This is a genomic window from Flavisolibacter nicotianae, from assembly GCF_003628535.1.
Classification (GTDB): domain Bacteria; phylum Bacteroidota; class Bacteroidia; order Chitinophagales; family Chitinophagaceae; genus Flavisolibacter; species Flavisolibacter nicotianae.
The window spans coordinates 17,525-41,950 of record NZ_RBCI01000006.1 but is presented as its reverse complement, the minus strand read 5'-3'; the positions used below and the strand labels follow the sequence as shown (position 1 = coordinate 41,950).

Below are 24,426 nucleotides of genomic sequence, written 5' to 3'. Positions count from 1 at the left end.
ACTTCGGACTTGGTCTTTATATTTGGAAAAAATTTCTTGCTGACCGCTGAACCATCTGTTGCCGTAGTGATCTTGAACTGGAACGGGAAACATCATTTAGAACAATTTCTTCCTTCTGTTTTTACCACGACCTACCCGAACACCCGTGTCATCGTTGCCGACAATGCCTCCACCGACGAATCGCTGCTGTTTTTGCAGCAACAGTATCCCAACGTGGAGATCCTGGTGCTGCAGGAAAATCACGGCTTTGCAAAAGGCTATAACGAAGCGCTGAAGCAGGTGCAGGCGGATTATTATGTTTTGCTCAATTCCGATGTGGAGGTCACTCCCGGTTGGCTGCAACCCATGATTGCCCTGCTCGAAAACGAGCAAAGCGCAGCCGCCTGCCAGCCCAAGATCAGGGCCTACAAAAACCGGCCGTATTTTGAATATGCAGGTGCCTGCGGCGGCTGGCTGGATGCCTATGGCTACCCCTTTGCCCGCGGACGCATTTTCGATGTGTGCGAAGAAGACCGTGGACAATACGACGACACGGCAAAGGTGTTTTGGGCCACGGGTGCGGCCATGGTCATTAAAAGCGCCGTTTTTCACCAACTGCACGGTTTTGACGAATACTTTTTTGCCCACCAGGAAGAAATTGATTTGTGCTGGCGCATTCAACTGGCAGGCTATGCGGTCTATTGCTGCCCGCAGTCGGTGGTTTACCACGTGGGTGGCGGCACGCTGCCGCGGGGCAACACCAAAAAAACCTATCTCAATTTTCGCAACAACCAGATCATGCTGGCCAAAAACCTACCCTGGAGTGAGAAGTGGTGGAAGATTCCCTATCGCCTCCTGCTGGATCATCTGTCGGCAGGGAAAGGTTTGCTGTCCGGCGAGGGTGGCTATTTCGTGGCCATTGTGGAAGCCCATGCCGCTTTTCTCTACTGGATTGTTTTCGGCAATAAAAAATGGAAGCCGGTCGCATGCAAAAAACTGCACCTCCTTGCCGGTGTTTACCGGGGCAACCTGGTGTGGCAGCACTTCGTGTTGAAGAAAAAATTTTTCACGCAAATTGTGCAGACGAAAAAAGTTGAGCACTAATTGTTTGGCAAAACGTTAACCCTTATTTTTGCACCACAATTTCAAAACATGGATTACCGCCAGGAAGAATATCAACAGGAATTGCAGAAAGTTCAGGACCGCGACTTTACCCACAACTGGGTTTCTTCGTCTGCGTTTATTTTTTACCTGTCCATTGCAACCCTGATCGCGTTTGCGTTTGGCACTTGCTATCAACTGTACACAAAGCGTTTTGAGAAAAATGGTCCGCAGCAGGAAGTGGTTGTGCAGCCGAGCACCAAGTTCACACCGGAGTACAAATAAATTTTTCAAGATTTTTTTTGTTGCAATAGTTCCGGCTCTTATTTTTGCAACCCAATCGACAACAACGCTCTTAGAAAATAACAAATGCGGAAGTAGCTCAGCTGGTAGAGCACGACCTTGCCAAGGTCGGGGTCGCGGGTTCGAATCTCGTCTTCCGCTCTAAAAATTTCCTCCCTTCGCGGAGGATTTTTTTTTAGGTCACGTTTGCAGAATTTGCTGTTCATTTGTTCAGCCGTTTGCCCTGGTGGTGAAATTGGTAGACACGCAGGACTTAAAATCCTGTTCGCAGCAATGCGAGTAACGGTTCAAGTCCGTTCCGGGGCACTGATTTTCAATCTTATACAAAGGTTCACGAACGTGAACCTTTGTTGTTTTCTGAGCATTTGCAAACAATTTGCAAACAAGTGCCAACGGCAGCTTGGTTTCAAATTTTGATGAAAAGAGCTGTTTGCCCAAAGTTACCAAAGCTTCTTGCCAAATCGTACCAAAACTATCGTACTTATTTCTTGGCTGTTGTCCTTTCATCCGCGCTAAAAAATTGGCTGCGGCTGAAATACCCGGCTATGACAATTTATAGCCTGAGCAAAACTCAGGCTATAAATATCTTTTTGAAAACACAACGACCATGCCCTAGCAACCAAAATGGTTTATACCGGACAAGTACCTCGCTTTCGTCGATTGACTTTCCCGAATATAGTCCAGAACCTCAGCTTTGATAAAATAAACACGTCCCCTTTGCTTATGAAAGGGCAATCCTCTTTTCATCCAATCAGTAAGGGTGACCAAAGAGACCTGCAGGAGTTTAGCCACATCTTTTCGATTCATGAGATCGTGTTGGCCGTCTGGAACCGCTGGCGTTTGAAACAACGCACCCTGAAAATACTCCTGCACCGCTTCTTTCACCCAGCGTTTAAAATCACCCTCACTTGGTACATAGAATGCTTCCATACAGATTACAATTAATTTTAGAGCTTTACGGCGCAACTCCTGGCGCTACTCTAATAAACATATATACTTTACTGCCTTGGGTTCTTTTATAAGAGGGCTTGTACCGGATATAACCGAAATCACTTAAATCCCTGATTCGCTTGTGGTATGTTGCACTGGAAAAGATTTTGGCCACATACATAATCTTATGGCTAAAAACATACATGGGACAGGCAAAGCCTTGTTCTTTCCAACATTGCAACAAAGCCATGTAAAGACTAACATGCGTTGTATTAATCCGTGGATCATCGGCTATGGCCGCAAAGAATTCAGAAAATTGTTCCCGTTCCACCACAGACAAGCGTTTTAACTAATGGATTGCCCTTTCCTGCGACTCCGCTTTTGTTTTGGTTCAGCAAAACCGTCTTCCTCATCAGCACCCTGCTTCCGGCTTTCCTTTTTTGCCTCCTGCTTCACCGACTGCTCTGGAGCATTCTTTTCCTTTTGGGCCAGGCTGTACACCCGTTGCATGGAGCTGTCGTAGATGTTCAGCGTTTTGAACTTTGGATTGGCCTCGATGAACATGCGTTGCTCATTACCTTTTTTGATAACGGTGACGGCCTGCCTGTTTCCTCTTTGCAAAGACTCCAGTAGTCTTGCTTTCTCCTGCTCACTCCCTAACTCCTTGATGGGATGTTTCGCAAGCTCCTTCTGGAGGTCAAAACCATAGTTTTGATGATAGTGCTTGAGTTGGTAATTGCCGTTCCTGTCGGTTTCCTTAAAGTCCATTTGCAGCCAGGCATTGTACCGCTGCCCTTCTTTGTTGGTCAGCTCTTTGTTGACAGCCCGACCGCTCATCAGGTTGTAGCCTTCTTTCAAGGTAATATTGTTGCCCTTATTGATGAAAAAGGTCTGCTTCAGCATGTCCGGACTATTTTCCAGCTTTACCGTCAGGTCGTATTTGTTGAAAAAATACATCTCGCTTTGCTCTGACTTTTTGAAGTGCAGCGTAGCGGTGGCGACGTCATTTCCAAACTTGGTGTTGTGGTAGATCTGGAACTCTGGAGATTGCTTTTGCATTTTTTCCCGGAGTTCAACTTCCAAGGCGTCACCGAAACCAGTGAATTTTACCTGATCTTTCAGGTAATCAAAATTCTTCTCGTTCATAAAATCGGTTTTAAGAAATAAAAAAATGGTTATCCTCCAATTCGTTTTGCGTTCACGATCGTCCGGTTGTGAATAGCAAGGTGCAAATGCCTGCCGCCATTCCCTTCCATGAGTTGAATGAGCAGGTACTTTTTATCGGGAATGGTAAACTTGGGCAGGGCAAAAACAAGGATCCTTGTCGATTGCTCTTTCACAGAAGACGTGTCTCCGTAGACGAACAATGGCGGGAGCTCGATTTCCTGCGACGCTTCCCGTTTGGCCTTCTTTTCATCCCTGATAAAGAAACGGAGCAGATCAATGTCATAAGCAATACTGGAGAAGTTGCGCAGTTCCAGTTGGAAGTACAGAATATCATTTTGAATATAGATCCCATTTAAGCGAAGCCTCATTTCATAAGCATTGTCTTTGGGACCATGCAATGTTTTTTTCTCTTCTGCCACATGTCCCGCAGCCCGTTCAATCCGCGCCACACTGTTCTCTCGTCCTGTTGCCCCTACCATGTCCTGGTGAAGTGTGTCCTTTGTAAAAGATATATTGAGCAACGCAGGATTGCCGGTATAATTCAGCAGGAAAGAATAGAGTTTCCCATCTGCTGTTATGACACTTAGATTGGTCTCCGGAAAAGCCTCCTTTCCGGCTTTTACGAGGAGGATGTTTTCAACGCCTTTTGCTTTTTGTGCCAATATATCCCGGCTTCCTCTGTCCACACTTTTTATGGCATAAGGAAAAATGAGATTGGTCGTTTTGTTGAGTGTCACCGAAAGTGGATACGGTTCAACAATGGTCGCCTTCAACATTTCAGCGGTTTTCTGAGCACAGAGAACGGCCCTTGAAGAAAAAAAGAATATTCCCATTACTACAACTGTACTGATTCGTTTCATACACGAGGAATTTTGAGTGTTTTTGTTGATTTGCAGAATTCAAAAAGAAGTTGTTTGCTTCTCGTCCCGAAGCAATACCCGGTACCCTGCTTTCAGGGTTACTTTAACCAGCTTTGCCTTTCGGCTCAACAAGGTTTTGGCTGCATCGATGCCCGCAGTGGTAGCTTGTGCACCAATGGATGGATTTAACGTGTTCATCCCAATGCTTTGGATGGCACGGTCTGCGGAGTTCTTGGCCACATCACGGGTAATTGCTCCTGGCACATACACGCCTTCCAGTCCGTCCAGGTCAAAGACAGAAAGCTGCACAGGGAAAAGAGAGCTTTGATAACGCAAGCTACTGGTCCTGATGTTCAGCCGTTCACCGTTCAGTAAGGCGGTACCAAAAACAAAGCTTCCTTTGGGGATCAGGGTGCCGTTGACCAACACGTCGGTCTGTAACCGCAGCTTGATGGTAGCACCCTCTACGACCGACCCGGTTTCGTGCACAACCGCCTGTATCGCATTTGCCTGCTTAGAACTATTGTCTGGCTCATCCTCCAGGGAAAAGAAGCCATTTGCAGCGAAATCATTGCCATTTGACGTGTCCCGTTCAGTGCCATGCTTGCCACTTTGGAGCAAAGAAGTATAGTCACTATGACCACCTGCCGAGACAGTAAAAACCTCTCCTTTATGTTCGTTTGCTGTTTGCGCCGTGCTCGCTTTTATCCGCTCGGGATGTTGAATGGCAAGGATCTTGTCCATCATGCCATTAAGCTGCTTCATCTCGGGATCTTCCTCGTGATCGCCATTTCTTGCCCTGTCCATTAGCTGCTCCAAACGGTCGATGTCAGCACCACCTACCGAAGTAGAATTCCGTCGACTAATCGTCGAATAATCGTTTGTTCGGTTAGATTGAACTGTCGGCGCACTCATGGCCCGGTTTAGCTCGTTCAGCTTCGCATAAACTCTGGCCTCGTTGGGGTCCGAAAAAGCAGAAGGGTTGTAAGGAGAGGTGTTCAAGCCAGTATTGGTGTGTAAACCGATCTGTTTGCCCTTCCTGGAGAAAAAACCGGTATCGCTGGTTTGGTGCAGGCCTCCGGTTAGGGTTCCACCATGCCCAAGGTAATAAGGATCGTTCTTTAACTGCTCTTCCAGCTTCTGTGAATCGGAAGCCGCCTTTTCGTAATAGCTTAGCTTTGTAAGCGACTGATCCTCTTTGAGGTTAGCATCGGGCAATTGCATGTTCAAGGCGCCTTTTGCTTCCCGTTGGCTTGCCCCAGCCTCACCTCCCCTTCCACCACCCAAGGCCAAAAACAAAAGTGTGGTAAAGGGCAAAACCAACAGCGGGAAAAAGAGAAAAAATTTGCGTTTTCGCAAAAACAACGGGGAATGCAGGGTTGTTTCCATTTCATTTATTTTTCAAGGTTTGTAATTGATATAGCGTTTCAATCATCCGGAGGCTGTCCATCAGCCCATGACTAAGTGCAAGAAGGCTGTCCCTGTGTTTTCTACCCGTTGGACTTTCGCCTAGGCTGTCCATGTACCGGCGGAATCGTTCTATTCGTTCAACTTCCATTTTGGTAATCAACAGCGGCGACCACGTGTTCTCTTCACCACTTTGGGTGGCATGCACCGGTACCCGAATGGGGGCCACGCCAAGGTTTTTGTTGGAGGTACCAGTCACACTCTCCACAATCAGATACAAGCTGGACCCAACCGAAAGCAGGCAAAAAAGCACCAAACTGCATTTCCTTGCTTTAAGCGAAAGGCTATTGGTTTTGCGTTGCAGGCAGTCAGCCCATTCTCCTTGCACCCGTATGCATCTCGCCACAATGCCAGCGGCCACTTTGTCCAAAAACCCGTTTGGTCCTGGCTGTTCCTGTTGCCTTATGTGTTTAAACAAGGAGAACATATTAACGATTTTCCGTTTTGACATCTCTATTGTCAAGCGTTGTCCAGTGTTCAATCAAAAAGCCATGTGGATTGTTGTCCGAGCGGCTGACGCTTCGCAGGTAGCCTTCCGTGACAAGGCTCCGGGAGACGGTGCTGGTGGTGCGGATGATGTCTTGTGTGGCATAGCAACGGAAATAATAAGGGTATTGGGCGATGTCCACGTGTACGCTGTCGACTTTTATTCGCTGGCTGATGTTGCCGGAAATTAAGTTGGTAAAAAAGTCGGCCTCTTTCAGGTTGTCATAGGCTCGCTTTGCAGAAGCATCAGCCAAATACAGGGCCTTTGTCACATTGGTCTGAATGACTTTTTCGTCGGGGTCGAGTGTAAAGAAGTCCTCATGAAAGGTTTTAACGTGATCCCTCGCCTCTACGGGGACGTTTTCTCTCCGTTCAGCCCCGTAGGCTTCCAGTGCCTTTCCGTTTGCCAGGACGTAAATTTTGCTCTGCACGGTGCCAACCAGTTGATAACTCTTGTAAAGGGTAAAGCCACTGAGAAGGATACTCCCCAGCACCACTAGCAAGGTGAAGCTGCGCACATGGCGAAATGCCGTATCGATATTTTTCATTTGTTTGAACATGACCATTGCCGTTTACGATTTACGCTTGTTTGTTCCCTGCAATTTTATCCTGCATGTAGGCGGAGCCGCCGGATGGAGTGGCTTCGTTGAAATAGCCAGAACCGACAGCGTAACCACTCATGCTATTGGTCATCCTCCCGGCTGCGCCGCCTAGGACATCCGCTACCATCCCCGCACTGCCAGTCACCGTGTTTATGGCTCCCCGTGACGTACCGCTAAACAGGCTGCTCACCTTGTAAAGTAGGGTATTGCCGCCACCGGCATGAACGATGTAATTGGCCACAGAAGGAACGGTGAAATAGCCCACAATGCCGATGATCATGAATATGAGGTACGCCACATCGGTAGGAGAAAAGAACGTATCACCCGCATCCTGTACCTGCTGAATATCCAATTGGAGCATCTTCTCCTGGACCTTGCCAATGATAGCTCCAAAGATGTTGGCCACCGGCAGCCAAAGAAAAACGTTGATGTAGCGGGCGATCCAGACGGTAAGGGTGTGCTGAAAGCCGTCAAAGACGGCAATGCCAAAGACGAGTGGCCCCAGGATGGCAAGGATCACCAGTTGAAAGGTTCGCAGCGTGTTGATGCAAAGCGCTGCCGCCTGGAAAAGCACCTGCAACACTTCGCTCATCCATTCTTTGATGGAATTGCGGAAGTTATAGGAGGCCTTTGCCATGGCAAACTTAATGTCATTGCCAATGCCGGCAAACAAGCCCTCGTTGTTTGGGTCCGGATCATCAGGGTGCGTATACCGGTACCATTTGTCCCTGTCGCCACTACCAGATTCGCCTACATACATTTGCCACACCTGCGTGTTTTTAATCGCTTCCTCTTTTTGCTTCAGCAGCACGGCAATCGCTTTATCGGAGTCGGTTACCATCGAGGCAGTCGCCGTTACCGTGGGCTTCATCACACCGTTCACCATGGCTATGACAGAAGGGAAGATGACCACAGCAAAGCCGATTACAAAGGGGCGAAACAGGGGGTAAAAATCAATGGGCTCCGCGTTGGCAATGTGCCGCCACACGCGGGAAGCAATGTACCAGGTAGCAGCAAAACCGGCAATGCCCTGCCCCACGCCAATCAGTTTGCTACACAGAGGCAACATCTCATCATAGATTTGATCCAGCACAACATGAAGTCCTTTCGCCTGGTCAGACAGGCTTTGGGCCTGGCAAAGAATGGGCAAAAGCATTCCTAAGGCTGCGATCAGCGCAGCTTTTTTACTGATATTCATATCAAGGTTTTATTGCGCTATACCATAGATTTTTTGAGCCGTGGCAACATCCTTCTTTTCCCTTGCCCTTTGGACAGCAAGAATGGTTGTATTGTTGTTGAAATGCCGCAAAAACAAAAGCTTGTCCTCCATTGAGCGGAAAACATCATCAATTGCTCTTAACCGTTCATCATCCGACATCCGCAGGTCACCATCTGTAAGGAGGACCGCCAGTGTCTCTAAATTTTTGAGGCTTTGCCTGAATAAATTGGCATAAACACTGCCCAGGTATTTGATTTCTTCGGGAGTAAAATTTGCATCCTGCCTGAACCGCCGGTAGGCATTTTTGTATTCTTTTACGATTAGGAGTTGGCCATTGATAATGTCAGCGACCCGCTTGTAGTTGCGAACGGCCGGACTGACTTCGAGCAGGCCGTCTAGAAATGTTTTGTGCAAGTCAAAACTTCCTTCCGAAATTTCCTTGACGGTATTGTAACTGGTCGTGACGATCTCGTAGCCTTTCTTTAGGTCAGCGAGGATTTGCCTGAGCTGCGCCAGCTTTTCCACATTCAGTAGCAGTTGCTCGATTTCAGCCTGCTGTGCCGAGACTTTTACCGTTGCTCCTGTTAGCAGAAGCAAGAGCACAAAAATCATTCGCTTCATCATCATTCGTTTTTACTGTTAGTCAATGCACGACTTGCCCGCACATCAGCCTGTTCTTTCATCCGTTGGAGGCAAAGGAGTTTGATTTCCGACGCAAAGTCTTGCGCGAAAGCGCAGGCCTCCTGCATCATGCTGTACAGGGCACCAATCCGCTGCAACCGCTCGTCATCTTTCATTTCCAGGCGATGGGAAGTCATCACCGAAGTGAAGCCGCTGATCAGCTCATTACAATCGTCCAAAACCTTTTCAAAAACCTTGGAAACGTAATCCGCCTCCGCAGCGTTAAACAGGTTATCCGCTCGTACCTGCTTGCGTACTGCTTGAGATAGCTGTACAACTTTTTGTTGATGAGCGATCATGTCTGCCTCCTTCGCATAGTTCTCTATCAACGGATTGATGCTTTTTTGCGAACCCAAAAAAGCCCGATGAAGGTCAAACTCTCCCTGCTTGATCCCGCTGATGGCTGTCAGGCCTTTTTGCACAAGGACGTATCCCTCTTGAACATAATCCAGGTAAACCCGAAGTGCCGCAATCTGTTGAATCAGGTATTTCTTTTGGGTTGCCGTCTGCCGGATCCATTCATCAGAAGTTTGCGCCTGGCAGACATTGCCTGCAAGGACAAACAGCGCCAGGACTGATAGTTGCTTCATCGCTTGATTATTTAAGTCCATAGAGTTGTTTTATTGCACTCACATCACTTTCATCTTTGGAACGTTGCAGACTGAGCAAGATGTTCTGCTGATTGAAAACTTTCAGGTCATCGCAAGCTGCTTCTGTCCCATCGGCCGCAGTGTTGATGATCTCCAGCCGCTTGGCGTCCGTCATTTGAGTTGAAGAGGAGTTAACTACTAAAAAAAGCAGGTCCAGGTTATTTACACTCTTATTTAAGATCCCAGCATACACCTCCCCCATGTAAAGGAGTTCATCCGGGGTAAAGTGTTTGTCTTGCCGAAAGAGTGCCCATGCCCGCTTATACTCTTCCACCATCCGGATTTGCTTTTCAGAAATGTCTTTGATGCGGTGGTAGTAAGAAATGATACTTTTCACCCGTCGGAGTTCATCAAAATAGTCTTTGTACAACGTACGCTGCTTTTCCACCCAGTCGGTGATTTCATCCAGTTTTATCTTGGACATCGCGTTTTCAAGCACCTTTTGTGCATTCTGCAGCCAAATGGTTTCGTTCTGCAGACGCTGAATCTTTAGGTCCACTGCTTTAATGACCTTTACAATACCCTGTTTGATAATCAACGTAATCGGGTCTTGTGCATCCACGCCTTCAAAGGGAGTTATGGATACAATCAGTAAAACACCACTGCACAACAAGAACTTTTTCATCTCACATGGATTTCGCACAATAAAAACTTAAGGATTGACACACTTCAATTCTTGTGGAATAGCTCATTCCTTGCTTCGTTGACAATGGCAGCTATTCCCTTCTCAATGCTTCCATACTTCAGGGCATATTGCGTCACCTTTACTTTCTCGGTTTCCTCCGTGGTATAGGCCAGGTATTCTTCCATGCTCACTTCTGTCCGGTACACCTTTGAGAGCATTCCACCCAGGCTAATAAAGACTTCCTTGTACCTCTTTGTGGGATCATTGGCCTTATTCACCGATAAAACCAATGCCCTTTCTTTCTCTGTCAGCCCAAGAAGCTCCTGGATTTGCTCAAATTTGTTCTGGTACTTCGATTGATCCAGCAGGATCTTACAATCGCTGTTGTTGATGATCGCTTGTTTCACCACAGGTGAGCTAATGATGTCCTCCACTTCTTGCGTGACCACCACCGCTTCGCCGAAGAATTTGCGCACGGTTTTGAACAGGTATTTGATGTATTCGGCCATCCCCTCTTTGGCAATTGCTTTCCAGGCTTCTTCAATCAAAATCATTTTTCGAATGCCTTTGAGCTTTCGCATTTTGGAGATAAACACTTCCATGATGATGATCGTCACGACCGGAAACAGGATGGGATGTTCTTTGATGTTGTCCAGTTCAAAAACAATAAACCGTTCATTTAGCAGGTCTAAATTTTCGGTTGCGTTGAGGAGGTAGTCAAACTCACCTCCCTGGTAATAAGGCCGGAGAACATAAAGGAAATTGGCCACATCAAAGTCTTTCTCTTTGACTTTATCGGTTTGCAATACGGAGACAAATTCCACCTGCAGGAATTCATAGAACGTATTAAAGCAGGGGAAAAGAGACGGTTGTTTTTCCAGCTTCTCGTAGTAGAGATGCAAGGCATTGCTCAGCGCCACGTATTCGGACCGGTTAAACGACTCGTTGTCCTTTTTCCAAAGTGCAAGCAAGAGTGTTTTAATGCTTTCTTTCTTTTCCGTGTCCAGGGTATCGCCTTCGCCAATGTAAAAAGGATTGAACCGGATTGGGTTCTTTTCATCATAGGTGAAGTAATAGCCTTTCACCAAATCACACAGTCCTTTGTAGGAATGGCCTACATCCACCAGAACGATGTGCGTTCCCTGCTCATAATAGCTGCGGACCATGTGATTGGTGAAAAAGGACTTACCGCTTCCGCTTGGCCCTAAGATGAACTTGTTCCGGTTGGTGCAAATTCCTCTTTTCACCGGCTCGTCTGAAATGTCAACATGCACCGGTCTGCCGGTCAACCGGTCTCCCAGGCGAATCCCTACAGGGCTCAGGGATGACCGATAAGCTGTTTCCATGTTCAGAAAGCAGGTGGCCTGCTCTGCAAACGTGTCAAACGTGTCGTTGATGGGAAAGTCAGCTTCGTTGCCCGGGATCCCGGCCCAAAAGATCTGCGGGGCACCGATGGTTTCCTGCTTGGCTGCGGCATCCATCTGGGCCAAAGCAGAAGACACCAGGTTTTTCAGGTCTTTTGCTTCTTCTTTGCTGTCTGTCCAGACGAGTAAATTAAAATGGGCTTTGACTGGCAATCGCTGCTGGCTGATGGCTTCGTTCAGGAAGTCATTAGTCGCATCCCGGGCAATCATGTTTTCCCGGGAGTAAGCCGAAAGAGACTGCAGGCGCAACCGTTTGCTTTCAAGTTTCTGAACTGTCTTCCCGGCATTTTCAATAAAAATGTACTGGTTGTAAATATGATTGCACGGCAACAGCTGACCGAGCGAAGAAGCAAAGCCAACGCTGAACTTTGCCTTGTCGGTAGAATATCTGTCATAATTGATGCGCGAACCGCACAAGGCCGGCAAATCCGCTGCGTCACCCAAGGTGTACAATTGACAGTGTTGATCACCGACCTGGATGCCCTCTTTGAAATGAATGTCCCTGGTGAAGAATTCGCGATCATTTTCGGACAAGAAGCAATATTTTTCAATCAGGCCAATTCGCCGGTCCATGCTCAGCAGGTCTCCTTCCTTTAACCTTTTTAGCGTTACAAAACCGCTGTCTTCCAGGATGCGTTTGAATTGACCGGCGCTGTCCAGAAAATCCTGCAAAAGCTGAGGGTTTAAGACCTGTGGCGGTACAATGGATTTGCGGAGCAGGTTCGAGAACAAGGAGGTGGAAACCTTTCTGCCCATCGGCTTTTTTGTAAGAAGAATGTAGCATTTGTGATCCAGGAAAGGGCGCTCATTGAAGAACCGTTCGCTGCTCCGGCTCAAAAAGCTGGTGTCTCCTGTGGTGAAGTCAGGCTGGAATTTGCTACGAACAAACCAGTCCTGCTTGTGAAAAACGCTGTGTTTGGGAAGCACTTTTACTGCCTTTACCCACGCCTGATGAAAAGCCTCGTATTCCTGGTCGGAAAGGGTGAATATCTCCGGCAACTCCACCTCAAAAACAACGGTAATGTCGCCTTGTTTGGAAAGAATGCAATCATGCTCCACCCCCATAAGGGGAAACAAGTCTTCAAGATGCTTTTCCATTGCTTTGTTTTTTAAAGGTTTTCCTCGAATAAGATTTGATGGCATGGGGGACATGGTGTCTGGCTACTTTCTTCATCAATCCGTGCTCGCCATATTTGTTGCTCATGCCGTAAATCCTGATGATGGAAAGGGTTCCAAGGAGAAGAATCAAACCAATGCCGAGAAACAGATTAATGCCCAGGATGTAGAGGATGGCAAAAAGAATCAATAACGCCAGGATGCATCCACCCAGATACCAGATGTATTGCGCCTTCAAGCCACGGAACTCAATGGACTTATTAATGCCTTTGTTGATTGGATACACACTGTTTCCCATCACACACGTTTTTTACACATGAATTGACCCGACGCTTACAAGCCAAAGAAGGACTTGATCACTGTCGCCACCACCACCAGGAACACACAGGAGCCGAACCAGGCAGCAGCAACTTTGGAGGTATCCGGGTCACCGGCATTCCACTTCTGGTACACCTTCACAGCGCCAATGATGCCAAGAATGGCCCCTACGGCGTACATCAGTTTCGTGCCGGAGTCAAAATAACTTCTCACCTTTTGGTTGGCTTCATTGATTCCCGCATTGGCATCCTGCGCCATAGTGCTCAATTCGGCCAGCGTAAGAACAATGGCCATACTAACCATCAACAATTGTCTTTTGGTTGGAGTTATCAACTTCGGTCGCCTCATTTTCATACATCACTATTTTTTAAAAAAAAGTCAGGATTTTGCTCCCGTTCGCCCCTCTGCCCGGAGGCAGAGAGACTCCCGGGGTATTGGCGTTCCGTTCAGTCATTCCATAACAACACACAGTCTTCAGCACTGAGCTGGTGGTAGCCATACTTTTCGCATTCCGACGCGATCAGGTTGTTGATGGCAGCAAACGAAGGCGTACCTTTTAAAAAAGCATATCGTTTGAGTAGCACTTGAAGGGAAAGAAAGAATTCCTCTTTGATGTAATTTTTCTCCACAGCTTTGGCAATCGTTGCTTTTAAGCTAGGAGTCAGCTCCATTATTTGTTCAAGGATATCTACCTTTTCTTCAACGGCGGGCTCCTGTTTAGTCTTGGATTCAGGTGACACCGGCTGTACCGGCTTAAGGTCAATGTCCGATTCTACTTCTTCCCGGACACTGGAAATAGCAGAAGCTCGAGGAAGGGAAGACAGACGTTTGCCGAACAACCAATCTTTTATTTCCACGGAGTAAAACCTCCATCCAACGACAGCGTAATACACCAGCAAAAGCAAAACGACAAAGGACAGGTAACCGGCCCAGGAAATGGTGTTCAGCATATTCCGCACTTTTATTCTGAATGATACTGGCTCGGCAGCCAGTGTTACTTTTCAATGCAAATATGCGGTTGACAGACAGCGCCGGAACAGTCAACGAGGTAGGACAACCCCACTTACCTCAGTGAAAATGAAGGAGATAAAATTTTAAAATTCTAAGCAAAATCCGTGTTAAGCAGTTCAGAAGGGTGCACTTCCAGCGCATTAGCGAGTTGCATCAACGTGGTAAACGTAACATTGATTTGACCTTTTTCAATCTTGGCGATTTTGCTATTATCTACATGACAGGAATTGGAAAGCTGCCGAAGACTAAAGCCCTTTGCTTCCCGAAGCCTTTTGATGTTTGCACCAAGCTTTTCTAAATTTTTTTTATCGCTGTCCCTAACCAAACCTTGTTGAATGAGGAACGCAAATTGTAAAAAAGCAATAAATAAAGTGCGGCCTAAAAAGACCGCACTTCAATATTTGTTCGTTACTTTGATAACTTTATTTCAGCGATGGACCAGACAATCTTACAAAAACCTATCCCAGAGCTTCCCCTTTCTAACAGCTTCAAGGAAATGGCACACCGCCACGACTTCCGCACATTACAGGATATATTGGTTTGGCCGGCAAGTGTGCTATTGATGCACGAGGACTTTACCCAACACCAATTCCAGGAACTGCGAAATTTTCTTATACAGAATAACTCTTTGCACCTGCTGAAAACCTCCAACTCATAGCTTGTTCAAGATATTGATCCACTTGAAAAGCATATCCTTGACAGCACTGATCGTTCCCCTGTCCGGGTTGTGATACTTTGTTTCAATGCTCCCAAAGGCAATATTTTCTCTCTTGACAGTCGTTACCGTTTTTATTGTTATCCGCAACACCTGTGCGACTACCCGGTTAACGATAATTTTATCAATGACCATCAGCCGTAATATCAGTGCAAGCTTTGCGACGGATAATGAGGTATGGATTTTATCCTCCGGATCATTTTCCGCTTTTGGACTGGTTTCACTTGCCGGTTCTGCTTGCAAAAACGTTATCTCTTCAGTAATCCATTGGTTCAACTGTTCTTTAAGTGACGGCATATCAGGGTTGAATTGTGTATGGAGTTTTGTTCGAAGCTGGTTGATCATCTTCTGCTCGTACCGTAAAGCAGCAATCTTTTCCTGCTTTGTAGCCTGAAGGTCCAACAGGTTGGTGAACTGACGATAGTTGTAAGCGATGTAGTCGTCATCATTAAAATTGAAGAAGTACAAAACCTGCCGGATAGATACCTCTGATGCAGGTGTTTCTTCGGATAGCAGCCCATTCATCAAACTCCGCTGATAAACCAGCTCGTTGTAAGTGGCTGTCCCCGTTTTCTTCTCGCAAATTCGATTGAAATTTTTAAGGAGAATAGCAATCAGTAAAGCATCTACGTCATCGCTGGTTTCCAGCTTTGTTTTCAACAATTGCGCTTGCCTGGAAAGTTCACTGGTTGCGTAAAAGAAATAAGGCAACGGAACGTTTTCGTCCTGGTCAAAATAGGTACCGAAAAAGTCCTCGATAAATTGCAAGGTTGCTTCAAGATGCTGAACAATGATGCTATACATCTCAACAAGCTTCCGGTCCAGGCCTTCTGTTTGTCTATAATTGTAAACTCGGTCCAGCAGCCGTATCAGCAAAGCCTGGTTAAGCTGTACAAATTGTTGCTTGTCCCTGATCTCCGGCCGGTTGATGATGCCCTCGATAAGTAAGTTGCGTGCATGGTCCCTTTCCCTTTCTGATTGCCGTATAAAAGCCTCAATAACCTCATCTGCCAGAGGAATGAGGGTGAGTCTGGATGGCTGCAAACTACCGGTAATAAGCTCCTCCCAACTTTGGACTGTTACTGGCATAACCACCCTGTTTATTCAACCACAAATTCACAAGCCAGCTTACAATTGTACCTGTGGCATTTCTCCCCTACAGTATTTAGGATGTTTGTACCGGCTTGACGTCACTTTTGCCACCCTGGCCAAACAGCATGACCGAAAGCAAAACATTGCTGAACATACACGCAGCGAAAAGCGTAAAGGAGAGCAATGGCACAGTCTGCCTGAAAGTGGCATCGTTGTAACCTTCACTGGCTTGAAAAAACAGCAAAAGCCCAACAATCAATACAATATCCGCTAAGATGCAGAGCGTAGGTTTCAGCGGCGGCAACTTCTTTTGGCTAACCATAGAGGCAGCGAGCATGACCACCAAACCAAGCGAGGAAACAATTGCATCCGGCACACCGTAACGCAAACGCATTAGAATATAGAGCACGTAGAAGCCGCCGATGCTTTTTCCACTGATCAGCAATAGAAGATAAACACACATGACACTTACCGGGTGTCCAAAAATCCTGATGATTTTCATAGTAAGCTATTTATCAGTTACAGGGTCCGGTGCTGTTTCCTGCATATCCTTTCAGAAAGCCAATCTGGATGTTTGCCGCATTGGGTCCGCCAAGGGCTTTGAGTTCCTGTAGCTTTTTATAAACACCATTGGGCATCCTTGTTCCGCCAGGGCTTGGATCCAGCGGAATGTTGTAGAATGGCACCTGCAAATCGCCACCAGCCGAATTGAAAACGTTGAGCGCCCAATCCGTGCAATTAAAATCATCAATGTCATACTCAACGTCCTTGCTCTGGATCATTTGGACAAGCGCAGCCTTCAACTGTTGCGGGGAGACGTTGATTTTGTACCCGCAATTAAACTCGTGCTGTCCGTTATCAACAAATTTACCTTCCACGGGTCCGTAAGATAAAAGGGTCTTCCAACCGTATTTTGGATAAAAGCCAATGTTCTGTGAAACACTTTGGCTGCCATTACTCTTGCGAATGTTCAGGAAGGTATGCCCGGGCGATTGGCTTCCCAGATTGAACATTTTATCAGGATCGGTATCCACTGGAATATCAGCAAAAATTTCAATTGAACAGATCGCGTCTGCGTCAGGAATGGCATTGAAGCAGTTGAGAAATTTCTCGAGGTCGATGGGCTGGTCCTCATCCTGAGTTTCCATGTCGATGAGGAATACAGGATCGCTGGAACCACTTCCGGCAGACCCTCCCCCGCTCCAGGGGTCACCAGCGCCACCACTGCCACCACCAGAAAACGGTGTGTAATAGCCACTGGCAATGCCCCCACCACTTCCAAAAAGGCTTTGGATCATGTACATGTCTGACCAAGACAATCCATAAGAGGTCCTTGTGTACGTAATGATTATCTCCGGCATCAGCCCCTCGACCACTTCTGTTGCCGCCCGGTAGGTCCACCCTTGGTGATAGCCGGTGATATAGCCATTGACAACTGGGGATTGAAAGGCATCCTTTCTATCCAATGAGCTAAGGAGAACCTGCCCGTCCCATCGTTTCCTCCTCACCTCTCCTTTTACTTCGTCGCTGGCCTTGCCTTCCAGATGGACAATTTTGCCGTTTAAAATATGGCCCCACGCATCCGTTTTGACTATCACAAAATCCGTACGGGGAACTTTGTCTTTGAATGGCACCCGCAATGCAAAAAAACCAATGCTATCGACCCGCAACCGGGCTGCCTTCTCAAAATCCAAAGCAGTAAAATCCGTGCTACGCAGGCTATCGCCCAACGCCTTCTTCGCTGTTTCCAGGTAATCGCTGTTGCCTGGTGGCTGGTCTTTTCGGCAACTAAATATAGTTAGTGATAAAAACCCAATGAGTAGAAGGTATTTCATAATTCATGGGTGTTTTGATGGTGGTATAAAGCTACTTCTGAAGAGATGTCACTCGTATTGACATTTGTCAATTAATTCAGCTTGCTTCGGATACGGCTAAGGGTTTCTTCGGTTATTCCCAGATAAGACGCCAGGTGTTTCATGGGCACGCGAAGCACCAAATCAGGATGATGCTTTAGCAGATACTCGTAGCGCTCCTGTGAACGCTGCATGCGCAGGGAATAAAGCCGCTGCTCACTTAGCGTATAATATTTTTCAAGTAGTGCCCGGCCTATAAAATTGAACTCAGGAAAATGCCGGTAGATGTATTGAAGTTCGTCGTAGGTAATGTAATACAGCAGGCAATCTTCCAGAGCCACAATCGATTCATAGCTTGGCTTTTGACCAAAAAATGACTCTACGGAAACAATGACGTCGCCTTCTTTCATGAACCACGAACTCACCTCTTGATCCTCCTTGATGTAGAAACAACGAAGCAGGCCACGGGAAATAAAGTAAATCTGCCGGGAGGCCTGGCCAGCTCTCAAAAGATAATCTTTGCGGAGGAGCCGCTTTTCTTTCAGCGTGACAGCAAGGTGCTCTTTTAATCCATCGCTCATGGCATGAATGGACTCTAAATATTTGAGTAGCTCATCCATAGGTTAGCTTTTCGGCGTGATGAGATAACATTTATTCAAAACTGAGAAATACGAAAAAGAAGGATTTTATTAAGGTAACAAATCTTCTGCATTTACATCTTGGCTGGAAGCAATTTAATTTAGGCAGGACATACTGAATTCACCTTACCCGGTTCCATGCGGGTTACAGCCCTTATACCCCAAAAGGGGTATTCGGAAAAATCTGCTGTTAATCATAGGCTTAGGAACTCTAAATTCTGTACTTTGCTTCACCGGAACTAAATGCCACAAACCGAATGAGTGATTTCAAGAATCTGGAGAAAACCCTTTGGACCGCTGCCGACAAACTGCGCAGCAACATGGACGCCGCCGAATACAAGCACGTGGTGCTTGGCCTTATTTTCCTCAAATACATTTCCGATGCCTTCAACGGCCGTTACGAGCAATTGAAGCTGGAACTGGAAGACCCCAAAAGCGAATGGTTTGTGGAGGAGGAAGAGGCCCGTTACCACACCCTGAACGACAAGGACGAATACACCAGCCATAACATCTTTTATGTTCCCGAAAAAGCCCGCTGGAGCTTCCTGCAGTCCAAAGCCAAGCTACCCGAGATCGGCAAGCTGGTGGACGACGCCATGGACGAAATCGAAAAGGTCAACCCTTCACTAAAAGGCGTACTGCCGAAGATCTACGCCGATCCCGACCTGAACAAACAGCGCCTGGGCGAACTCATTGACCTCATGGGCACCATCGGCTTTAACGAACCCGGACACAAAGCCAAGGACCTGTTGGGAAGAGTGTATGAATATTTCCTCGGCCAGTTTGCCGATGCCGAAGGCAAGAGCGGTGGCCAGTTCTACACGCCGGCCTCGATTGTCAAGCTACTGGTGGAAATGCTGGAGCCCTACCGGGGCCGTGTGTACGATGGTGCCTGCGGCTCGGGTGGCATGTTTGTGCAGTCGGAAACCTTTATCGAGCAGCACGGCGGCCGCCTGGGTGATATTTCCATCTACGGGCAGGAAAGCAACCCCACCACCCTGCGCCTCGCCAAAATGAACCTGGCCATCCGCGGCATTGATGCCAAAATTGAACTTGGCGACACCTTCCTGCACGACCGGCACAAGGATCTGAAGGCGGATTACATCATGGCCAACCCGCCCTTCAATATTTCGGACTGGAGCGGTGAGCAACTGCGGGAAGACATCCGCTGGAAATACGGTACACCGCCGGTGGGCAATGCCAACTATGCCTGGCTGCAGCATTTTGTGCACAAGCTTTCGCCCAACGGCACGGCGGGCATTGTACTGGCTAACGGCAGCATGAACAGCAACACCGGCTCGGAAGGCGAGATCCGCAAGGCCATGATTGAAGCGGGCCTCATCGACTGCATGGTGGCCCTGCCCGCCCAACTGTTTTACAACACCATGATCCCGGCCTGTCTTTGGTTCCTCGCCCGAAACAAGACCAATGGCAAGTACCGGGATCGAAGCAACGAGATATTGTTTATCGATGCCCGCAAGCTGGGTGTCATGATCAGCCGCCGCAACCGCGAACTCACTGACGCCGACATCCAAAAGATTGCCGGCACCTACCACAACTGGCGAAACACCGATGGCGAGTATGCCGACATTCCCGGCTTTTGCAAGGCGGCGACCATGGACGAAGTGCGCAGCAACAACTATGTGTTGATGCCTGGCCGCTACGTGGGCACCGAAGCCGAAGAAGACGACGGCATTTTGTTCAAGGATAAGATTTCTGCCCTGACCACCAAACTGGCCGAGCAATTTGCCAAAGGCCACACCCTGGAAGCGGAGATCCGCGAAAACCTCAAAAGCATTGGCTATGAATTTTAGCCTTTATACCAACAGCACTTTAAAACAGGGAGTAAAACATGGAGCCCCGTAAAAGCAGCACCCATATCGAAAAGCCCGAGGCGCTGTTGACCGACATTGCCCGCCTGATCAGCGAGAGCAAATCCTTTGTGGCGCAAACGGTAAACGGTGCCCTGACGATGCTCTACTGGCGCATCGGAAAGCGCATCAACGAAGAAGTGCTCGAGGGCAAGCGGGCCAGTTACGGAAAGGCGGTGGTGGCCACCTTGGGCAAACAACTCTCCGAGCAATACGGACCCTCTTTTTCCGAAAAGAACATCCGCCGCATGATGCAGTTTCACGAGGTGTTCCCCGACGAAGCAATTGTCGTATCGGCGATACGACAATTAAGCTGGACGCATTTTATTGCCCTCATCCCGCTGAAAGATCCCCTGCAGCGGGAGTTTTACGCCGAGATGTGCCGCCTGGAGAAGTGGAGCGTGAAAACCTTAAGGGAGAAAATAGATAGCCTGCTGTTCGAACGCACCGCCATCAGCAAAAAGCCCGAGAAGCTGATCCAACAAGACCTCAAAGCCCTCCGGGAAGAAGGCACCGTGACACCCGACCTGGTGTTCCGCGACCCCTATATCCTCGACTTTCTGGGCCTGGAGAATACCTATAGCGAGAAAAGCCTGGAAGAAGCCATCCTGCGGGAACTGGAACGCTTTATCCTGGAGCTGGGACAGGGCTTTAGTTTTATCCAGCGGCAAAAGCGCATGATCATTGACGGGGAAGATTTTAAACTCGACCTCCTGTTCTACCACCGCCGCCTGCGCCGCCTGGTGGCCATTGACCTGAAGCTGGGAAAGTTTAAAGCGGCCTACAAAGCACAGATGGAGCTTTACCTGCGCTGGCTGGAAAAGCATGAAATGGAAAGCGGCGAAGAGCCGCCCATTGGCCTTATCCTTTGTGCCGAAGGCAACAAGGAACAAATAGAGCTGTTGCAACTGGGCAAATCCGGAATTAAGGTAGCGGAGTATTTAACCGAACTGCCGGATAAAGGCTTGCTGCAACAAAAGCTACATGCAGTAATTGAAACCGAAAGAAAGCGAATAGAAAATCTTTGAGTGCATATGAATATGGATGAATGGAGAAGTTATAAGTTAGGAGACATTGTTGACGACATTGCAATGGGCCCATTTGGATCAAATATTAAAACTGACAACTTTATCAGTTCAGGAGTACCAGTGATACGAGGGTCTAACCTTAATGAAGGATATTTTGAGGATAACCATTTCGTATTTATTTCTGAAGAAAAAGCTCAATCATTAAAAAGAAGTTTAGCATTCCCCGACGATTTGGTTTTTACTCATAGAGGAACAATCGGGCAAGTAGGAATAATTCCAAAAGACAAGCATCCAAAATATCTTGTCTCTCAAAGTCAAATGAAACTGACAGTAAATAAAAAATATTTACACCCACGTTTCCTTTACTACTTTTTTCGATCTCCAATAGGACAATATGAACTACTGAAGAATACTTCCCAAGTAGGAGTTCCTGCCATTGCCAGCCCTACAAAATCCTTGAAAGAAATTGACATTTCAATTCCATCACTTGATGTTCAACTTCAAATTGCATCCATTCTTTCCTCGTTAGATGAAAAAATAGAACTCAACCGTCAAATAGCACAAACCCTTGAAGCCATTGCCCAAGCCATCTTTAAAGAATGGTTTGTGGATTTCAACTTTCCCGGTGCTACCGGTGAAATGCAGGAAAGTGAATTGGGTGAGATACCGAAAGGATGGCGAGTTGGAGCTTTATCAGAAGTAATAAGCATAAAACATGGCTTCGCCTTTAAAGGAGAATTTTTTTCCGATGAAGAAACAAATGATATTCTTTTGACCCCAGGAAATTTCAAAATCGGTGGTGGATTCAATTACTCGAAGTTCAAATACTACAAAGGAGAGTTTCCATCTGAATACACCCTCAATCAAGGTGATATCGTTGTCACAATGACTGATTTGAGCAAAGACGGTGACACATTAGGGTATTCCGCATTAGTTCCTAATATAGAAGGCAAACGATTATTGCATAATCAACGGATTGGAAAGATTCTTTTCAGCGAAAAGGAGTTTAACCATTACATATATTTCTTACTGCAGCAAGATGACTACAGAAATTTCGTATTAGGGAGCGCAACGGGATCAACTGTTCGGCATACATCTCCTTCCAGAATTTGTGAGTATCGAAGCGTAATTCCGCCTGTAGAAATTCTGAATAGGTTTAACCTGGTTATTCAACCAATAATAGATATGATAGAAGCAAACTTTCAACAAATTAAAACACTTACCCAACTGCGAGATAGCTTGTTGCCGAAATTGGTAAAGGGAGAAATTAAATTATAACTGCTTATGTATCTATCGAGGCTATACATTGAAAACTATAGATCAATTCAAAAACTTGACTTGAAATTTGAGCCAGGTAAAAACGTGATCGTAGGTCGCAACAACAGCGGCAAGAGTAATATCCTGAAGGCTATTGATCTCGTGCTAGGGGAATATTCGCCTACTTACAGTAAGACGGAGAATGTTACAGAGAACGACTTCCACTGCGGCAAAACAGATGAACCTATATTTATTTGGTGTGAGTTAACTCGAAATGTTTTGCCGGATAACTCACTAGAGAAAATTGATTTTACAGATGTTGAGAAAACAGCCTTCTTTCGTGTCTATCTCGACAAATATTTAAATGAAGAAATACGAATTTCCACAACAAATTTTCCCCAAGCCGAGAAGGAAAAGATATTTGAATTCTGTTCAGAAGACGGTCAAATGAAAATTGATAGCAACCAATTTGGTAAAAAATGGATAGGTGGGAAACAGTATTGCAAGTCAAGTTTCAGAACTGAATTTTCAGATAAAGCACGATTCGCTATTGCATTTCTTTGCAAAAAGAATGACACCAAAAAATTAGAAAAAGACTTGGTAATTCTCTATCGTGAAAATGAGCAAGTAGAATGGATCCAAGGTATCAATTGCAACATCAGAAATATATTACTACAAAGCGCAGTAATTCCTGCTTTTAGAGATCCCAAAGATCAACTCCGCATAAATTCCTATTCATGGTTTGGAAAGCTTTTAAAGGCCTACGTTAAAAGCGATAATGAAGACTTGCAAAATGCCTTCGCTTCAGTGAAGTCTGCTTCAGATGAAATGTTTAAGGAACTGAAAACAAAAGTTACCGACAAGGAGATTGATGTGGCTTTTCCAAATACAACAATTTCATTTCAATTTAACCCTGATACAAAGCAAGACATTCATAAAAGCACCTTAATCTATGTAGATGACGGATTTAATAGTGAATTAAAAGATAAGGGTGCAGGTATTCAAAGCGCCGTTACCATAAGTCTTTATGACTTCTACATAAAAAATGTCGCCCATTCTGGCAGCTCACTTTTAGGTGTTGAAGAGCCAGAACTCTATTTGCATCCTCATGGACGTAGAGTTATTTCTGATCGTTTATCTAGATTTGCAAGCAACGGCAAGAACCAAGTAATTCTTACAACCCATACTCCGGAATTTATTTCTAATATTTCCGAATCTCAAAACATCATTGCAGTAAAAAAGAATAATACTGCAACTGAAGCAAGAAATATTCGCTTTGATACACCAAAGCGGAAACAAATTTTAATAAAAAAGCAAAACGCAGAACTCTTTTTCGCTGATACGGTCATTTTAACAGAAGGGGCCGAAAAATACTTTATCGAAGAGGCAGCGAAAGAATATGCTTTGAAAGCGAAATTTTTGACGCCGGATGGGAAGCTAGTTACGCTGAATGAGAATTGGTTAAACGAGTATAACATTTCTATTGTTAACTGTAGCGGAAAAGCAGAGTTGTGGAAATATGTTGAGATTTTGAAAGAGCTACACATTAGTTTTATTACAACTGCAGACTTTGACTTTTTACGGGATGGACTTAGCAACTATCTTACCCAATTAAGATTTGAACAAGACCTATGTGACGATTTGAATGCACTTAAGTCGCAAATTGCCGGCGAAGTCAGCGGCAAGTATAAAAACATTGGTGAATTGCCAGACGAACTACAAATCAATGTAAGAGCATTCTTTCAAAATATGCTTCAACATTCAGTGTTTGTATTTACAGGCGAATTAGAAAATTTTTACCTACAAAGCCCTGCCTTCACTAAAGAAGCAGGAGTGGTAGAAACAATGGGGAAAGTTATTGAACAACAAAAACCATTAAGCGAGTACGTTGACGTAACAGAGTACTTTAACCTTTTTGAAGTTTTTATCGAAAAATTCCTTAACCTAAAGAGGTTGATAAATGAAGAAGAAGTACTTCGCCCAGTCATTTCTTTAAGTGCTACACCAGGAGTAGCAAATGCTGACTAAATAAA

25 protein-coding genes and 2 tRNA genes are annotated in these 24,426 nt (G+C 46.2%); 8 read left to right on the top strand and 19 right to left on the bottom strand.

Annotated features, from left to right (window positions below; all coding sequences use genetic code 11):
* Positions 1 to 36: 36 nt before the first annotated feature.
* From D6024_RS16430 to D6024_RS16415, 4 genes are all read left to right on the top strand, one after another.
* A complete protein-coding gene (locus tag D6024_RS16430; protein ID WP_240410066.1) occupies positions 37 to 1,083 on the top strand; it encodes a glycosyltransferase family 2 protein in 1,047 nt (348 codons plus the stop codon).
* A 48-nt stretch (positions 1,084 to 1,131) separates the two neighbouring features.
* Complete coding sequence (locus tag D6024_RS16425) at positions 1,132 to 1,365, top strand: hypothetical protein (protein WP_121356014.1); 234 nt, start codon at positions 1,132 to 1,134, stop codon at positions 1,363 to 1,365.
* A gap of 86 nt (positions 1,366 to 1,451) precedes the next feature.
* Positions 1,452 to 1,524, top strand: a tRNA-Gly gene (locus tag D6024_RS16420).
* A gap of 79 nt (positions 1,525 to 1,603) precedes the next feature.
* Positions 1,604 to 1,689 (top strand) — tRNA-Leu (locus tag D6024_RS16415).
* A 306-nt stretch (positions 1,690 to 1,995) separates the two neighbouring features.
* Here the strand turns inward: D6024_RS16415 and D6024_RS16410 are convergent.
* From D6024_RS16410 to D6024_RS16310, 19 genes are all read right to left on the bottom strand, one after another.
* Positions 1,996 to 2,313, bottom strand: a complete 318-nt coding sequence (locus D6024_RS16410; RefSeq protein WP_121355746.1) for a helix-turn-helix domain-containing protein — start codon at positions 2,311 to 2,313, stop codon at positions 1,996 to 1,998.
* Between the two features lie 345 nt (positions 2,314 to 2,658).
* Positions 2,659 to 3,459 (bottom strand): hypothetical protein, encoded by an 801-nt coding sequence (locus D6024_RS16400; RefSeq protein WP_121355744.1) that lies wholly within the window; start codon positions 3,457 to 3,459, stop codon positions 2,659 to 2,661.
* A 29-nt stretch (positions 3,460 to 3,488) separates the two neighbouring features.
* The gene (gene traN, locus D6024_RS16395; protein ID WP_121355743.1) at positions 3,489 to 4,340 is read right to left on the bottom strand and encodes a conjugative transposon protein TraN; all 852 of its coding nucleotides are present in this window, start codon (positions 4,338 to 4,340) and stop codon (positions 3,489 to 3,491) included.
* 39 nt (positions 4,341 to 4,379) lie between these two features.
* On the bottom strand, positions 4,380 to 5,729 hold the full coding sequence (gene traM, locus D6024_RS16390) for a conjugative transposon protein TraM (protein WP_121355742.1): 1,350 nt from the start codon (positions 5,727 to 5,729) through the stop codon (positions 4,380 to 4,382).
* A gap of 1 nt (position 5,730) precedes the next feature.
* The gene (locus D6024_RS26775) at positions 5,731 to 5,976 is read right to left on the bottom strand and encodes a hypothetical protein (RefSeq protein WP_162944812.1); all 246 of its coding nucleotides are present in this window, start codon (positions 5,974 to 5,976) and stop codon (positions 5,731 to 5,733) included.
* Between the two features lie 259 nt (positions 5,977 to 6,235).
* Complete coding sequence (traK, locus tag D6024_RS16380; RefSeq protein WP_121355740.1) at positions 6,236 to 6,853, bottom strand: conjugative transposon protein TraK; 618 nt, start codon at positions 6,851 to 6,853, stop codon at positions 6,236 to 6,238.
* Between the two features lie 19 nt (positions 6,854 to 6,872).
* The gene (gene traJ / locus D6024_RS16375; RefSeq protein WP_121355739.1) at positions 6,873 to 8,093 is read right to left on the bottom strand and encodes a conjugative transposon protein TraJ; all 1,221 of its coding nucleotides are present in this window, start codon (positions 8,091 to 8,093) and stop codon (positions 6,873 to 6,875) included.
* Positions 8,094 to 8,102: 9 nt separating this feature from the next.
* Positions 8,103 to 8,735 (bottom strand): TerB family tellurite resistance protein, encoded by a 633-nt coding sequence (locus D6024_RS16370; protein WP_121355738.1) that lies wholly within the window; start codon positions 8,733 to 8,735, stop codon positions 8,103 to 8,105.
* 2 nt (positions 8,736 to 8,737) lie between these two features.
* Positions 8,738 to 9,385, bottom strand: coding sequence for a hypothetical protein (locus D6024_RS16365; RefSeq protein ID WP_121355737.1), 648 nt, complete (start codon positions 9,383 to 9,385; stop codon positions 8,738 to 8,740).
* Between the two features lie 7 nt (positions 9,386 to 9,392).
* Positions 9,393 to 10,070 (bottom strand): conjugal transfer protein TraI, encoded by a 678-nt coding sequence (locus tag D6024_RS16360; RefSeq protein ID WP_121355736.1) that lies wholly within the window; start codon positions 10,068 to 10,070, stop codon positions 9,393 to 9,395.
* Positions 10,071 to 10,114: 44 nt separating this feature from the next.
* Complete coding sequence (locus tag D6024_RS16355; RefSeq protein WP_121355735.1) at positions 10,115 to 12,592, bottom strand: TraG family conjugative transposon ATPase; 2,478 nt, start codon at positions 12,590 to 12,592, stop codon at positions 10,115 to 10,117.
* A complete protein-coding gene (locus tag D6024_RS16350) occupies positions 12,576 to 12,908 on the bottom strand; it encodes a DUF4133 domain-containing protein (protein WP_121355734.1) in 333 nt (110 codons plus the stop codon). The genes D6024_RS16355 and D6024_RS16350 overlap by 17 nt, the downstream gene beginning before the upstream one ends.
* Positions 12,909 to 12,943: 35 nt before the next feature.
* Positions 12,944 to 13,222, bottom strand: a complete 279-nt coding sequence (locus tag D6024_RS16345) for a DUF4134 domain-containing protein (protein ID WP_240410065.1) — start codon at positions 13,220 to 13,222, stop codon at positions 12,944 to 12,946.
* Between the two features lie 152 nt (positions 13,223 to 13,374).
* Positions 13,375 to 13,878: a hypothetical protein gene (locus tag D6024_RS16340; protein ID WP_121355732.1), complete on the bottom strand. Its 504-nt coding sequence runs from the start codon at positions 13,876 to 13,878 to the stop codon at positions 13,375 to 13,377.
* A 152-nt stretch (positions 13,879 to 14,030) separates the two neighbouring features.
* On the bottom strand, positions 14,031 to 14,264 hold the full coding sequence (locus D6024_RS16335) for a helix-turn-helix domain-containing protein (protein WP_121355731.1): 234 nt from the start codon (positions 14,262 to 14,264) through the stop codon (positions 14,031 to 14,033).
* Positions 14,265 to 14,591: 327 nt separating this feature from the next.
* Positions 14,592 to 15,749, bottom strand: coding sequence for a hypothetical protein (locus D6024_RS16325; RefSeq protein WP_162944811.1), 1,158 nt, complete (start codon positions 15,747 to 15,749; stop codon positions 14,592 to 14,594).
* A gap of 70 nt (positions 15,750 to 15,819) precedes the next feature.
* Complete coding sequence (locus tag D6024_RS16320) at positions 15,820 to 16,248, bottom strand: hypothetical protein (protein WP_121355728.1); 429 nt, start codon at positions 16,246 to 16,248, stop codon at positions 15,820 to 15,822.
* Between the two features lie 13 nt (positions 16,249 to 16,261).
* Positions 16,262 to 17,581 carry a hypothetical protein gene (locus tag D6024_RS16315; protein WP_121355727.1) on the bottom strand — a complete coding sequence of 440 codons (1,320 nt, stop codon included), beginning with the start codon at positions 17,579 to 17,581 and terminating at the stop codon, positions 16,262 to 16,264.
* 71 nt (positions 17,582 to 17,652) lie between these two features.
* Complete coding sequence (locus D6024_RS16310) at positions 17,653 to 18,219, bottom strand: Crp/Fnr family transcriptional regulator (RefSeq protein WP_121355726.1); 567 nt, start codon at positions 18,217 to 18,219, stop codon at positions 17,653 to 17,655.
* A gap of 275 nt (positions 18,220 to 18,494) precedes the next feature.
* Here D6024_RS16310 and D6024_RS16305 point away from each other — a divergent pair, with 275 nt between their 5' ends.
* From D6024_RS16305 to D6024_RS16290, 4 genes are read left to right on the top strand one after another with little or no spacing between them, the layout of a single operon-like run.
* Positions 18,495 to 20,051, top strand: a complete 1,557-nt coding sequence (locus D6024_RS16305) for a class I SAM-dependent DNA methyltransferase (protein WP_121355725.1) — start codon at positions 18,495 to 18,497, stop codon at positions 20,049 to 20,051.
* A 38-nt stretch (positions 20,052 to 20,089) separates the two neighbouring features.
* Positions 20,090 to 21,136: a PDDEXK nuclease domain-containing protein gene (locus D6024_RS16300; RefSeq protein WP_121355724.1), complete on the top strand. Its 1,047-nt coding sequence runs from the start codon at positions 20,090 to 20,092 to the stop codon at positions 21,134 to 21,136.
* Between the two features lie 6 nt (positions 21,137 to 21,142).
* A complete protein-coding gene (locus D6024_RS16295) occupies positions 21,143 to 22,414 on the top strand; it encodes a restriction endonuclease subunit S (RefSeq protein WP_121355723.1) in 1,272 nt (423 codons plus the stop codon).
* A 6-nt stretch (positions 22,415 to 22,420) separates the two neighbouring features.
* The gene (locus D6024_RS16290) at positions 22,421 to 24,421 is read left to right on the top strand and encodes an ATP-dependent nuclease (RefSeq protein WP_121355722.1); all 2,001 of its coding nucleotides are present in this window, start codon (positions 22,421 to 22,423) and stop codon (positions 24,419 to 24,421) included.
* Positions 24,422 to 24,426 lie beyond the last annotated feature (5 nt).

Bases quoted from the DNA above. Each gene is read 5' to 3' on its own strand.
- D6024_RS16425 (WP_121356014.1), top strand. From the start codon at position 1,132: ATGGATTACCGCCAGGAAGAATATCAACAGGAATTGCAGAAAGTTCAG.
- D6024_RS16410 (WP_121355746.1), bottom strand. From the start codon at position 2,313: ATGGAAGCATTCTATGTACCAAGTGAGGGTGATTTTAAACGCTGGGTG.
- D6024_RS16400 (WP_121355744.1), bottom strand. From the start codon at position 3,459: ATGAACGAGAAGAATTTTGATTACCTGAAAGATCAGGTAAAATTCACT.
- traN (WP_121355743.1), bottom strand. From the start codon at position 4,340: ATGAAACGAATCAGTACAGTTGTAGTAATGGGAATATTCTTTTTTTCT.
- traM (WP_121355742.1), bottom strand. From the start codon at position 5,729: ATGGAAACAACCCTGCATTCCCCGTTGTTTTTGCGAAAACGCAAATTT.
- traK (WP_121355740.1), bottom strand. From the start codon at position 6,853: ATGTTCAAACAAATGAAAAATATCGATACGGCATTTCGCCATGTGCGC.
- traJ (WP_121355739.1), bottom strand. From the start codon at position 8,093: ATGAATATCAGTAAAAAAGCTGCGCTGATCGCAGCCTTAGGAATGCTT.
- D6024_RS16370 (WP_121355738.1), bottom strand. From the start codon at position 8,735: ATGAAGCGAATGATTTTTGTGCTCTTGCTTCTGCTAACAGGAGCAACG.
- D6024_RS16365 (WP_121355737.1), bottom strand. From the start codon at position 9,385: ATGAAGCAACTATCAGTCCTGGCGCTGTTTGTCCTTGCAGGCAATGTC.
- D6024_RS16360 (WP_121355736.1), bottom strand. From the start codon at position 10,070: ATGAAAAAGTTCTTGTTGTGCAGTGGTGTTTTACTGATTGTATCCATA.
- D6024_RS16355 (WP_121355735.1), bottom strand. From the start codon at position 12,592: ATGGAAAAGCATCTTGAAGACTTGTTTCCCCTTATGGGGGTGGAGCAT.
- D6024_RS16350 (WP_121355734.1), bottom strand. From the start codon at position 12,908: ATGGGAAACAGTGTGTATCCAATCAACAAAGGCATTAATAAGTCCATT.
- D6024_RS16345 (WP_240410065.1), bottom strand. From the start codon at position 13,222: ATGGCCATTGTTCTTACGCTGGCCGAATTGAGCACTATGGCGCAGGAT.
- D6024_RS16340 (WP_121355732.1), bottom strand. From the start codon at position 13,878: ATGCTGAACACCATTTCCTGGGCCGGTTACCTGTCCTTTGTCGTTTTG.
- D6024_RS16320 (WP_121355728.1), bottom strand. From the start codon at position 16,248: ATGAAAATCATCAGGATTTTTGGACACCCGGTAAGTGTCATGTGTGTT.
- D6024_RS16315 (WP_121355727.1), bottom strand. From the start codon at position 17,581: ATGAAATACCTTCTACTCATTGGGTTTTTATCACTAACTATATTTAGT.
- D6024_RS16310 (WP_121355726.1), bottom strand. From the start codon at position 18,219: ATGGATGAGCTACTCAAATATTTAGAGTCCATTCATGCCATGAGCGAT.
- D6024_RS16305 (WP_121355725.1), top strand. From the start codon at position 18,495: ATGAGTGATTTCAAGAATCTGGAGAAAACCCTTTGGACCGCTGCCGAC.
- D6024_RS16300 (WP_121355724.1), top strand. From the start codon at position 20,090: ATGGAGCCCCGTAAAAGCAGCACCCATATCGAAAAGCCCGAGGCGCTG.
- D6024_RS16295 (WP_121355723.1), top strand. From the start codon at position 21,143: ATGAATATGGATGAATGGAGAAGTTATAAGTTAGGAGACATTGTTGAC.
- D6024_RS16290 (WP_121355722.1), top strand. From the start codon at position 22,421: ATGTATCTATCGAGGCTATACATTGAAAACTATAGATCAATTCAAAAA.